The organism is Sulfobacillus harzensis (genome assembly GCF_012933365.1).
GTDB classification, from domain to species: Bacteria; Bacillota; Sulfobacillia; order Sulfobacillales; family Sulfobacillaceae; genus Sulfobacillus_B; species Sulfobacillus_B harzensis.
This window is the reverse complement of the sequence record NZ_JABBVZ010000116.1, coordinates 1-9,959: the sequence shown is the minus strand read 5'-3', so window position 1 is coordinate 9,959 and position 9,959 is coordinate 1. Positions and strand designations below refer to the sequence as shown.

The 9,959-nt window shown below is 59.9% G+C and carries 19 protein-coding genes; all 19 read right to left on the bottom strand.

All coding sequences use genetic code 11. The annotated features are described in order from the left end of the window. Positions 1-398: 398 nt before the first annotated feature. The 19 genes from HIJ39_RS19545 to HIJ39_RS19455 all read right to left on the bottom strand — a co-directional run bounded on the left by HIJ39_RS19545 (position 399) and on the right by HIJ39_RS19455 (position 9,866). The gene (locus tag HIJ39_RS19545; RefSeq protein ID WP_169102694.1) at positions 399-611 is read right to left on the bottom strand and encodes a hypothetical protein; all 213 of its coding nucleotides are present in this window, start codon (positions 609-611) and stop codon (positions 399-401) included. Positions 612-903: 292 nt separating this feature from the next. Further along, complete coding sequence (locus HIJ39_RS19540; protein ID WP_169102692.1) at positions 904-1,299, bottom strand: single-stranded DNA-binding protein; 396 nt, start codon at positions 1,297-1,299, stop codon at positions 904-906. A 79-nt stretch (positions 1,300-1,378) separates the two neighbouring features. After that, entirely contained in the window at positions 1,379-1,648 is a 270-nt protein-coding gene (locus tag HIJ39_RS19535) for a hypothetical protein (protein ID WP_169102690.1), read from the bottom strand. A gap of 63 nt (positions 1,649-1,711) precedes the next feature. Beyond that, entirely contained in the window at positions 1,712-1,966 is a 255-nt protein-coding gene (locus HIJ39_RS19530; RefSeq protein ID WP_169102689.1) for a hypothetical protein, read from the bottom strand. A gap of 44 nt (positions 1,967-2,010) precedes the next feature. After that, the gene (locus HIJ39_RS19525) at positions 2,011-2,622 is read right to left on the bottom strand and encodes a metal-dependent hydrolase (RefSeq protein ID WP_169102688.1); all 612 of its coding nucleotides are present in this window, start codon (positions 2,620-2,622) and stop codon (positions 2,011-2,013) included. 441 nt (positions 2,623-3,063) lie between these two features. After that, positions 3,064-3,243: a hypothetical protein gene (locus HIJ39_RS19520; protein ID WP_169102687.1), complete on the bottom strand. Its 180-nt coding sequence runs from the start codon at positions 3,241-3,243 to the stop codon at positions 3,064-3,066. Positions 3,244-3,322: 79 nt separating this feature from the next. Beyond that, positions 3,323-3,856 carry an ImmA/IrrE family metallo-endopeptidase gene (locus HIJ39_RS19515; RefSeq protein ID WP_169102686.1) on the bottom strand — a complete coding sequence of 178 codons (534 nt, stop codon included), beginning with the start codon at positions 3,854-3,856 and terminating at the stop codon, positions 3,323-3,325. A 229-nt stretch (positions 3,857-4,085) separates the two neighbouring features. Beyond that, entirely contained in the window at positions 4,086-4,319 is a 234-nt protein-coding gene (locus HIJ39_RS19510) for a hypothetical protein (RefSeq protein WP_169102681.1), read from the bottom strand. After that, the gene (locus tag HIJ39_RS19505; protein ID WP_169102679.1) at positions 4,320-4,622 is read right to left on the bottom strand and encodes a hypothetical protein; all 303 of its coding nucleotides are present in this window, start codon (positions 4,620-4,622) and stop codon (positions 4,320-4,322) included. Between the two features lie 160 nt (positions 4,623-4,782). Further along, positions 4,783-5,004 (bottom strand): hypothetical protein, encoded by a 222-nt coding sequence (locus tag HIJ39_RS19500; protein ID WP_169102677.1) that lies wholly within the window; start codon positions 5,002-5,004, stop codon positions 4,783-4,785. Positions 5,005-5,293: 289 nt separating this feature from the next. Then, positions 5,294-5,689, bottom strand: coding sequence for a hypothetical protein (locus HIJ39_RS19495; protein ID WP_169102675.1), 396 nt, complete (start codon positions 5,687-5,689; stop codon positions 5,294-5,296). Between the two features lie 92 nt (positions 5,690-5,781). Beyond that, positions 5,782-5,952, bottom strand: coding sequence for a hypothetical protein (locus HIJ39_RS19490; protein ID WP_169102673.1), 171 nt, complete (start codon positions 5,950-5,952; stop codon positions 5,782-5,784). A 62-nt stretch (positions 5,953-6,014) separates the two neighbouring features. After that, a complete protein-coding gene (locus HIJ39_RS19485; RefSeq protein ID WP_169102672.1) occupies positions 6,015-6,272 on the bottom strand; it encodes a hypothetical protein in 258 nt (85 codons plus the stop codon). Between the two features lie 16 nt (positions 6,273-6,288). Next, entirely contained in the window at positions 6,289-6,879 is a 591-nt protein-coding gene (locus HIJ39_RS19480; protein ID WP_169102671.1) for a DNA-processing protein DprA, read from the bottom strand. Positions 6,880-6,958: 79 nt separating this feature from the next. Further along, on the bottom strand, positions 6,959-7,186 hold the full coding sequence (locus tag HIJ39_RS19475; protein ID WP_169102670.1) for a hypothetical protein: 228 nt from the start codon (positions 7,184-7,186) through the stop codon (positions 6,959-6,961). A gap of 608 nt (positions 7,187-7,794) precedes the next feature. Beyond that, positions 7,795-8,247 carry a macro domain-containing protein gene (locus HIJ39_RS19470; protein WP_169102669.1) on the bottom strand — a complete coding sequence of 151 codons (453 nt, stop codon included), beginning with the start codon at positions 8,245-8,247 and terminating at the stop codon, positions 7,795-7,797. 416 nt (positions 8,248-8,663) lie between these two features. Further along, positions 8,664-8,981 (bottom strand): hypothetical protein, encoded by a 318-nt coding sequence (locus HIJ39_RS19465; RefSeq protein WP_207711797.1) that lies wholly within the window; start codon positions 8,979-8,981, stop codon positions 8,664-8,666. A gap of 280 nt (positions 8,982-9,261) precedes the next feature. Then, positions 9,262-9,597 (bottom strand): DUF3846 domain-containing protein, encoded by a 336-nt coding sequence (locus HIJ39_RS19460; RefSeq protein ID WP_169102667.1) that lies wholly within the window; start codon positions 9,595-9,597, stop codon positions 9,262-9,264. Next, positions 9,585-9,866, bottom strand: coding sequence for a hypothetical protein (locus HIJ39_RS19455; RefSeq protein ID WP_169102666.1), 282 nt, complete (start codon positions 9,864-9,866; stop codon positions 9,585-9,587). Before HIJ39_RS19455 ends, HIJ39_RS19460 begins: the two co-directional genes overlap by 13 nt. Between the last annotated feature and the right edge of the window lie 93 nt (positions 9,867-9,959).

Below are 9,959 nucleotides of genomic sequence, written 5' to 3'. Positions count from 1 at the left end.
CGAGACCGTCATCGTGCCATTCGATAGTTAAGCGATCCTCGCTCATACCGTTGCTCCTTCCACCACCCGAATGCTCATCGCCGCCACCCCCGTCGCATCCACACCAGTGTCCCCACGTCGCCCCAGAAGAGGCCCCAGCTCAGGCCGTGGACAATCGTGTTCATGGCGTCACCTCTGGAATCGCCACGGGGTCAGTCATGGGGCACTCACACCCTTTCCTAATTCCCGGTCAACGGCATCCGTGGAGTACCAAACTTGATCCATTTTGTCCAGCGTCACGCGACTCGTGTGGAACCCACACAAGCACTGATAGTTCAGCCGGTCGCTCAGCCTGTCATAATTGGGGCCTGCCATTTCCCGTCCGCATTTGGGACAGAGTGGGTTTTGTCGCATCCAGTTCATCCTCGTCCTCCCTCTGCGTCGTGGGGCGCGTTAGCTCGCACCAAACGGCTTCCATCCCGTTCACAGAAAATTTCGTCGGCCGCACCCACGAGTCCACAGAGCGAGCAGTGCTTATGCACGCCGCGTTGGCATGCCCGCGCTTGGCGCGCCGTGGGATAACGGGTCCCGCAGATCCCACACGACCAACGCCAGATCACCGGCAATCGCATGGCGATGACCTCCTTTCCGTTGCCCAGACCGGGGTGCCACGCGTTAAGCGCCCGTGCCAACACGCGGCCCCCACTACCCACCCCGCCACCGATCCTGCACACAGTTCACCGACGGCCGGCTCCCGGTGGCAAAAATCGCACCGGATGTCAGGGTCCGGTTCAGGCCAACGCTGAAGCGTCCACGCCTTCGGCATCCGCATCAACTCCTTCCGAGCTTCGTTCGGCCGCCGTCAGGCGGCGGGCCACCACAAAAAGCCCCGACCGCAACCCGGTCGGGGCCCATGCAAGTCGCTTAAAACGGGAGATCGTCGGGAAGCTCCTCGGTCTGGGTGGAAGCCCCGGCATCGCCCGGAGCACCGGCACCCTCGGGGCGGCGATCCAGGAAGTTGACCTCGTCGCAGTTGATTTCGTACACCGTGCGCTTGGATCCGTCCTGCGCCTCATATTGACGCATTTGAAGCCGCCCGCGCACACTGACGAGACGGCCCTTGGTCAGGTTATTGGCGACCGTCTCTCCGAGTTTGCGCCACGCCACGAGCTGGAAAAAGTCCGTCTCTTTATTACCGTCCTGGCCAACGAACGGGCGATCCACGGCCATGCGGAAGTGGGCCACGGGCACGCCTTGGGGGGTGTAGCGAAGCTCCGGATCGGCAACTAAACGACCTTCGAGAATAATGACGTTCATCATGACACAACCACTCCTTCGTGTTTTGGGTTTTGTGATGAAGATGCTCGCAACGTTCCGGCGCGGGACGCGCTGGACTGTGTTAAGAAGCTTGGGGAACCGGATGAGCCACCGAGACATGTGCAGAGAGGGTCCGAGACGCCCCGGCTTGCGGAACGATGTCCACGTCGTAATCCCACCACATGCCCGGCCGGGAAGCGCCATGCCATACCGACAACCGCGCTGGGCCCGGATTTATCGTTTGCTGAACCGCTTGGGCTACCAGTCGCGGCAAGTCGTCGCCGTCGCCCGTACGAATCGTATGGCTTAAGACGTGCACCCCATCGTTGATGGTCACGTTAAACGTCATCATGTGAGCGATCACCTCGACAGCTCGCACCAGCCCGGGGGACCCGGGCTGGGCCTTTGGGGTTCGCTACACCCCGCTGAACTCCCGGCAACGCGCCCACGTCGGCGCATCGAGAAAACGCTCAATGGCGACCAGCGCGTCGGTGAGGAGATTGAACTCCGCAGGCGCTCCTGCCTCTGTCGCCAGCCACCCGCGAATCCACCCGCCCCGCTCGGGCATCCGATGTTCGGCCTGGACCAGCCAGGCTTGGCGCCCAATCGACCACCGTGCTTTCAGAGACCAGTCGTCGGCTGTCGCGACGCCGGTCACGGCTATCGCCATTCCAGATCCCTTCTTTCGGTATCTGACGTGACAGCTGATCCCGCTCATCCGCTGGCGGCGGATGGCCCAGCAGTTCGCATCAGACGCAGCATCGGCATGTGCCCGACGTGCCACGCCAAAAGCAGGACCACGACCGTCAAGGCCAATGACACCGGGGCATCAATGCGCTTCACGGGCGCATGAATCGGCCAGCGAAAGCCCTTGGTGGAAAAGGGCCAGAGCCACCATTGCGCGGTTTCGTTGAAGCCATCCAGGGCCAAGTGGCTGAGGCCGCCGAGGAACAGACCCAAGAGAACCCACGGCACGGGAAACGTGAACCCGGCCAGCAGACCGTGGCCCACCCCACGAATCCCCATCCAGACGATGAAAGCCAACAAGGCAAAGGCCACGTCCGCCGCCGCCGTCCCGACGATCGAATGGGCCTGATGGCGGTGCCAGATCGCATGCGGGAAGCCCGCGCGCCCGACCGCCGGCGGCAGGTACGGGCCCCGCGAGTGCGAGACAGCCGGCCACGGGATCCACCGGCCGATCGTGGAATGCGGATGATCCCAATCCGGTACGAGCCCGCCAAACCCGCTGGCAACGGCCAGCGTCACGGGATGGGGCACGCCGACGGGAGACCGCCAGGCCGGCCACAGCCAGCCCACCGAGAACATGGGTATGGGCGTTCATGAAGAGACCCTCCTATTACGCGGCAATCGATAGCGCCACTCCAGACTTGCCAATGCAAACTGCACACCAAAAACCCGGCAGGAGTGCCGGGTCATCAACCGTATTCAACAAAATGGGCAAAGGCGGAAATTTACTCCCAATAGACGGCCTTGCGTGATTTCCTGTGCGAGGCCGAAATGCATCGCTTCCACAGCTACGACCGAATAGCTGATAGCTCATAGTCAACGCTCACGCGCGGGCCCGCGGAGGAGCGGCAATCCAGTGAGGTGTTATAGACCCGTCAATCCGTTCGCTACACGAATGAACCGCATGGCGGCTTACTTCTCTAAATCCATGGCAGGGAATAGATGGCGGACCACGACGCGCGCTAACGCAGCAATTTGACCAAAAACACCCAGAAAGAAGGTGCCTACCGATCCAAGGACTTAAACGGAGACGTCCGTCACCAAGCAAAAAATGATGACTAAAGAGGCTGCTGCTTCCGTACCAAGCCCGAAGAGTATTCCCTTGGCGTACCATTCGCGAAGCTGGAGGCTTTGTCGGAACCCCTTCTCATACGCCTCTTGCTCAAAACGAATAATCTCTGCGGGCGGTTCATCATTCACAACCTCGTCAGCAATGTCGCGGAGGATTTCTGCCCCTGTATAGGAGACATCGGCCTGATCAAGAGTGGGGACCTCATTACTAGGCAAAGCTTCGCAGGCGAATTCTCAACGCCTCCTCCGATACGGCTAAGAACCCTGCTAAAACGCGCGGCTTATAGGTGTCGCCAAGTTTTCGCAAAATCGGGGCAGGCATCAACAAGGAAGCTGCAAACGCATTGGCCGCACGCTCTTCATCGTCCACCTGCCCCGCCCGACGGTACAGCGCCTCCACGTTTCCACGCTCAATTGCGTTTAATTCTGTGTTGTCACGAACACCGCGAATTTGCAAAAGATAATGCCCCAGTTCATGAGCTATGGTGAAGCGCTGACGAGCCGGCGGGTCGGTGGCCCGCACATAAATAACATGGCCATCGCCAACATAGCGAATCATGCCGGAAACGGCCGGATCCCTAAACGTCGCTTGACGTACAGCTCTGATGCCTTCGGCTAAGCAAACGTCAATGATAGGGACAGGCATCGTTTCTTCGAAGTGGTGACGTCGGAGTACATGTCTCGCCAATGCTTCCGGATCTAGCGCGTTCCAGCTGTCCTCTGTGTTCCGATTAATAGCCACAATGTTCTCCGTCCTTGTCCATCTGTTGCTTCTTATCATAGTGGACCCTCTGCCCCTCGTAAAGAAATCATTTCCAATTAGGGTGCCCCGTAGCAAGTCGGGTCAATCTACGCTATGTCGTTTCGACAGGGAAAATACAAGCGGTGGTACCTTGGGGCGGACGCCGACAGATGAACGGCGCGCTGATCGCGATCCAAATCCGGAAACCGGGAGTTGACAAACCTGCCGGTCATTGGCCGTCCGGCCATTCGGTCCTCGGGATGGAAGCACCGGGCACATCCAGGACGAGGGACACGTTGGGATGCAAAGCCTCATCGGCCATCGCCACCAAAACTGGGGCCGCCGGGTCGTCCTGCAGGCAGTCTTGGACTGCTGCGGTACTTTGCAAATTCCGCCCGATCGGACGACGCCCGTCATAGAGGCTAATACGCCGGGGCCACTCGAGATGGACAATCATCAGCATCTACCCAACCTCCTGAGAATCCACCGCCAGCTGCTGGAGCACTCGGGCCAGCGACCGCCGCCGGTCTTGGGCTTCAGTGCCCCGATAGAGGGCCGTCAGGCCGACATGATTGATCACCACCAGCTGGTTGAGACCGCCACGGCGGATGCCGGTCTTCACCCAAACCACGTAGCAATCGACGTGGTGGCGATAGACGATGTAGCGTTGATACTGCGGATGGTCGGGCGGGCAGTGGTTGTGCCACAAATGGAGCGGCGTCAACGTACTGGTGTCGTACGTGATACCGTTGACGTTCTGGCGCATGGGCGCACCTCCTGAAGAGAATGCGCCCACCGCAGCCCCGCAAGATGCGGGGCTCACACACAGCTGCGAGACGATCCGCGATCGTTTCGACGCGGTTGCGGGAACCCTTGAGCCACCGCGTTGGCGTCTCCCATGCTGACGCCGCGTCCAAACGCGACGATCAGAGGTCCCGTGCCGAAAAGGGCGAAACCCAGCCTGGGTCGTGCGGCCATGTCAACGCGTCCGGATGCCCTACTTCACCGGCAAGGGTCTGAAGGATACCCCGGACGGCGGACACAATCGATTGACGCTCCACCGGGTCTGGGGCCGCCTCCACGTGGTCCAGTCCCTCCGCGATCAGCGCAAGTCCTTCCGCCAATGATTCGGGCCGAATAGTGGTCATGAAATCGCAACTCCTCTCAAAATTTGATATAAACGGGTGATAGGGAGTGAAGCCAATGTACTATTGGGATTGTCCATGCTGCGGGTTGAAACGTTCGGGAGGACGGACAGATCTGCCCGCCATGGTGGTTAAGGAATATTGCCGTCAATGCGCGGCCGACCCCGATCATCCCAACGGGACGGATTCGCGACCGGCCACGCAATCCCCCACAGCCACGCATTGCTGTCATGGTCAACCACGGGGCCGAAGCCTGGGGTAGGACCGAGTACGGATCCTCGGGCGCCCAGCATCATGAAGCGCTAGCGCCATCGCATTCCTCGTCAGAGGTCATCGGATCGCCATGCAGCAACGTCCAAAGCCTTCGCCCATCGGTAGAAAACCACGGCCATGGCGTCCAATTCATCGCCCACTGGACCCCGAGGAGCATCAGCCACAGCCTCCACGCGCTGGGCTGAATCGCCCACGCCGCAGCCACCACCAACACCTCCGCCAAGGGAGCCGCAATCAGTGTCCACGCGACTTGACGGGCACTCAACGCATCGACCCGGATCTTCACACCCACGGCGAGCACAGGCTTGACGACGACCCCTTCAAAGCGGCCTCCGAAAGCTAGCGTGGTGACAACATGGGCCAGTTCATGGGCCACCACCATGGCGGCCGCAACAGCGATGAGCATGGCAATCATCGTGAGTCCTCCTTATCCGATTCGTCTACTATCACAAAAGCCTCGACCCGGCGGTCGAGGCATCCGATGTGTGCAAGGTCTCGGGCACTTGCCTAACGGCAGCACAAGACCACGCGATTGTTTTCGCATCCCATGCTGATCAGGTCATCTTCTTCGTCAATCCGGACAAGCGTCTCCGGAGTAATCGCTCCCGTTGCTTCCATATGGTCCAGCGCCGCACGCAAATCTTTCACCGTCAACGGAAACCGCTCCAACGTATCCATATTGAATTCCCCCTCATCGAAGATGCACACAACCTCAGCGCGACGGGTACGTCGCGGCGGGGTTAATCAGCGTAGTCGTGGCGATAGCGGGGTATCGGCTCATCATGCACGAGCGCTCGCCGGACCTGCTGGCGAAAGCGGCGTTCCTCCACCCGTCGTTGGTCTTTCCGCTTCTTCCCCAAGATGTGGGCCGGCGCGTGCGTATCGACGTCTTGCGGCTTTAAGCTCCACCAATGCCAGACCCCCATGAGCCGGGACCGACGACGGAGTTGCCAGCGGCGGTGAGTGACACGATGATGTAATCGGGTATGACGCTGCATGAAATCGCTCCTTCGGTTAAGCCTTCACGATCAACTCCGAACACTCAATGGACCAATCCACACACCAGGGATCCGTCACCGGACTTTGATGAAACACCCCTTGGCTATCTAAGCGAAATACCGGGATGCCCCGCTTTAATGCGGCGCCTACCGCCCAACGCGACCCGCCGGATATCGGTTCATGGTCCGCCACGACGATAATCAGCGAGACCCATTGGGCCAAGAGCAAATCCCGTTCCAGCAGCCGATGGATGCGCTGGGCCTGAGACTGGGCCGGCGTCGAAAAGGGATGGACGATCGCGCCTTGCGTTACGATGCGATCCGCCAGCGATTGGTGTGCAGACGGATAGAGTGGTTCAATCGGCGGAGGCGCGGTACTCACAATCGCTACGGTGAGACCCTCGGGCACCGACAAGGCGCCTTCATGCGCTGCCCCATCAATGCCCAAGGCCAATCCCGACACAACCACGCGGCCCCGGCGGGCTAATGTGGCTCCGAGATGCCGTGCGACAGCGAGTTCTGAGGGGGTGGCCCGCCGCGAACCAATGACACCCACCCAATGCACCGGCTCCGGCAATTGAGCCAGGAGTCGGCCCTGAGTCATCATACGGACTCCCCCTTTTTCAAGTGAGCAAAAAGAATGCCTACCCCGCCATAGAGGACAGGATCATCATCGAACGCACCGTCTACGAGGCCGACGCGTGCTGAACCTGCCATATGGCATCGTTGACCGGCCGTTCCAGCGCCTCTTTCAAATTCATCACAATCACCAACACCTGCCGTTCGTACTCGTCGCGGTCCAAGGTGCCCTCCACACACCGCGCGTCCAAGGCATCCAGACGCGCCTGAGCCCGCGCGATGATGTCTCGTGCAGCCACCGCGAGTGGCTTGGCTACCAAATTTCCGATCCCCATCTCTTGATCCAACCTTTCCAAGGCAACGGTGAACGAGAAAAACCCGCGAGGGCAGCTCGCGGGTGATGTCAACAGCACGTTATGCCGCGGAATCCGACTCGGCTTCTCCTTACGAAGCTCTCCCATTAATAGGGTGTGCGCATGCTATTGGACGAGACATTCGGGATGCTCGGACAGTCCCAACCGGGCGTCATGCGGCACCTCAGCGTATGAAACAAAAAGCCGTCCCGAAGGACGGGTCTGTTCAAACGGATCGGATGCTATTGGGTATACGGTGACGTTCAAGGGCATTGAAGCCAAGCTTGCCGGCGTAAGCCACCATGAAGCTGACCATCATCCCCCAACCATTGCCGTGTATGATATGCGCAACGGCTCCAACGAGAGCGACCAGACTCATCAAGCTCATCCCGATCGCCAGAGCGCGGCTCGCGCTACCCCGAGCTGGCGTTTAACGGAGGACCAGAGAGCCGGGAACTAGAGAAGCATTCCCGGGTCTGCACCAAAGAAACGAAGGCGCTCGATCCTCGCGGCGCTCAAAGCGCCTGTCGATTCGGGTAGCTGGTCATAGTCGAGCTTGTTGCACAAGCCGCCGGGTTTATGTGTGGGGTCTACAGCCGAAAGAGGATAAGACGGCAGTCGGCAAAGGCTTTGTGAATCATGGGCTCCACCACGGCCCAATCACCCCCGGCCAGCCCGCAACCAATCCCGTACGGGAGACCGCCGGTCAACTCGTGGACTTGAAGGAAATCCGCCATGAAGCGCAATCCTGAGTCCAGGGCCTCGTAATCGGTGGCCCGGCCCCGACGGGTGGGATGCACTTGCCCTGCAATATTGGCCACCCAGCGTTCCGGCGCCACAGAGACGATTTGGGCGCCACCCAACACCAGCGCGTTCTCACGCAACGCCTTCCAGTAGCCAGACAACACCCCCGGCCAAGTCCGAGCGATTTGCCGAGCAATCCCGGCGCCCATCACACCGTCCAGATTCACCTGATGACCCAGCACATCGATGCGGCCTGCCTGCAGCGCCGCGACCGCATCGCCGAACACGACCTCAATCATGCACAATACCTCCACGAGCCCGTCAGGAACCCTTGACGCCAGCACCTAAACGAGCACACGCGGCCTATTTGGCCTTCCGAGAGGAACTCCCCCTCGGCCGCTTTGAAGGAGCGTCGTCAGTTGGCGACGAAGAAGACCCTCTCCTCGTCGATCCGTCCGCGACAGTCGGTATTTCCACATTAACCGTCAGCAGCACTTTGTCCGACGGGTAGTTCTCAATCAGGCTCGCAAGCCCCGTCAAGAGGTCCGCCGCATCGCGGCGTGTCATCGGCTTATCGGTGACCGGAAAAAATGGGCGAGACGCCATACGCAACACCTCCCAACCAAAACGCGGGGGCGATGCGGATACACATCGCTCCCGCGCTGTCGAATACCCGATATCCGGGCAGACAGGTCGAACCCACGAATCGGAGAACTTACGGATGGGTAAACAACACAGTGACAAAGCCGATAATGATGACGACCAGCGTCCCCCAATACCAGTATTGGAGACTCGTCAGTTTTTGATCGAATTTCGCATCGAGGCTCTCAATGCGTTGGGTGAACTTCGTATCAAGCTCCTGCATTTCTTGGCGCAAACTATCAGCCGTCCGCGCCTGTTCGCGCCGGACCTCGTCAATTTTATCGTCCAGCCGATTAATGGCCTGCAAGAGATAGAATCCCCAATGATCGGGGAAATCTTGCGTTGTCGGGGGTGTCGGCGGCTGATCCGGCATGGGACGCTCTCCTTCCATCGATGCGCTCCTTTACAAACAGTATACCACCGGCTAGGTGCCATCCCCCCACGGAAGCGGCCCACGACAACACGCCCCCACCCGCATGGATGGAGGCGTTATTGGACAGGCTACATTACCACGCGCACCTGGCCGTTCTCGTCTTTGGCGTAAATGTGCCAGCGATTCCCGCCGCACGCGGGACAGGCACCGCTGGAGGTCGTCGGGTCATCATCGACGCTGCTCATCTTCCGCTGCCACCCGCACTCATCACAGCGAAAGGCATACGCAACGTCCACGGCTAAATCGACACCTTGCGGAGTATCGACCGATTAAGCTGCGACACCCACCGCATTGCTTCAGCTTCCGGCAATGACGTGAAAGTGCCGTCCTCCGCGTTGCCGCCGACGACCAGAATCGGCCCGTAGATATCCCACACCGTCCCGTCGCTCAGCGTCACGAAGCGATTCAGGGGCAAGCCGATCAGTCGTCCTTCTTCGTTGCACAGAAAGTGGGCCGCCCCATCGACGGCCCAAAGCTCAATCAACCCGCCAACGACCCTCTGCATCGACTCCAGCCCGGGATCAATGTCCGCCACGTAGGCCCGTTTCCCAGGATTGGCGATCACAACGCGCATGAGCTCGCCACCTCCTCGATGTACCGATCTAAGGACTGATGCCAAACGGCCGGCACGGCTGCTGCATCGACGCGCCGACAGCGCTTCAAATACGCGGCATCGAACTCCCACGAAATAACCTGCGAAGCCACGCCAATCGTGACCGAAGCCGCCCCGTCATACCGGGTGACCCGGCCGTCTTCCCGCCACACCCCGACGACAATCAAAAAGTCCCCCGCACAGTCTCGATAGTATCGAGGACGCGATAACGCCTCATAGGTACGCATCATCCAGTCACCCCTTTCGGGGGTATGGCAACGATTCGTAAATTTTCCGCCATAAGCCAGTTATTGCCATGTGGGTGGGGCCATGGATCGAGTTTT

What these genes read in the sequence shown, in the direction of transcription:
- HIJ39_RS19545 (WP_169102694.1), bottom strand. Translation starts at nt 611, where the DNA reads ATGCGATTGCCGGTGATCTGGCGTTGGTCGTGTGGGATCTGCGGGACC.
- HIJ39_RS19540 (WP_169102692.1), bottom strand. Translation starts at nt 1,299, where the DNA reads ATGATGAACGTCATTATTCTCGAAGGTCGTTTAGTTGCCGATCCGGAG.
- HIJ39_RS19535 (WP_169102690.1), bottom strand. Translation starts at nt 1,648, where the DNA reads ATGATGACGTTTAACGTGACCATCAACGATGGGGTGCACGTCTTAAGC.
- HIJ39_RS19530 (WP_169102689.1), bottom strand. Translation starts at nt 1,966, where the DNA reads ATGGCGATAGCCGTGACCGGCGTCGCGACAGCCGACGACTGGTCTCTG.
- HIJ39_RS19525 (WP_169102688.1), bottom strand. Translation starts at nt 2,622, where the DNA reads ATGTTCTCGGTGGGCTGGCTGTGGCCGGCCTGGCGGTCTCCCGTCGGC.
- HIJ39_RS19510 (WP_169102681.1), bottom strand. Translation starts at nt 4,319, where the DNA reads ATGCTGATGATTGTCCATCTCGAGTGGCCCCGGCGTATTAGCCTCTAT.
- HIJ39_RS19505 (WP_169102679.1), bottom strand. Translation starts at nt 4,622, where the DNA reads ATGCGCCAGAACGTCAACGGTATCACGTACGACACCAGTACGTTGACG.
- HIJ39_RS19500 (WP_169102677.1), bottom strand. Translation starts at nt 5,004, where the DNA reads ATGACCACTATTCGGCCCGAATCATTGGCGGAAGGACTTGCGCTGATC.
- HIJ39_RS19495 (WP_169102675.1), bottom strand. Translation starts at nt 5,689, where the DNA reads ATGATTGCCATGCTCATCGCTGTTGCGGCCGCCATGGTGGTGGCCCAT.
- HIJ39_RS19490 (WP_169102673.1), bottom strand. Translation starts at nt 5,952, where the DNA reads ATGGATACGTTGGAGCGGTTTCCGTTGACGGTGAAAGATTTGCGTGCG.
- HIJ39_RS19485 (WP_169102672.1), bottom strand. Translation starts at nt 6,272, where the DNA reads ATGCAGCGTCATACCCGATTACATCATCGTGTCACTCACCGCCGCTGG.
- HIJ39_RS19480 (WP_169102671.1), bottom strand. Translation starts at nt 6,879, where the DNA reads ATGATGACTCAGGGCCGACTCCTGGCTCAATTGCCGGAGCCGGTGCAT.
- HIJ39_RS19475 (WP_169102670.1), bottom strand. Translation starts at nt 7,186, where the DNA reads ATGGGGATCGGAAATTTGGTAGCCAAGCCACTCGCGGTGGCTGCACGA.
- HIJ39_RS19470 (WP_169102669.1), bottom strand. Translation starts at nt 8,247, where the DNA reads ATGATTGAGGTCGTGTTCGGCGATGCGGTCGCGGCGCTGCAGGCAGGC.
- HIJ39_RS19465 (WP_207711797.1), bottom strand. Translation starts at nt 8,981, where the DNA reads ATGGAAGGAGAGCGTCCCATGCCGGATCAGCCGCCGACACCCCCGACA.
- HIJ39_RS19460 (WP_169102667.1), bottom strand. Translation starts at nt 9,597, where the DNA reads ATGCGCGTTGTGATCGCCAATCCTGGGAAACGGGCCTACGTGGCGGAC.
- HIJ39_RS19455 (WP_169102666.1), bottom strand. Translation starts at nt 9,866, where the DNA reads ATGATGCGTACCTATGAGGCGTTATCGCGTCCTCGATACTATCGAGAC.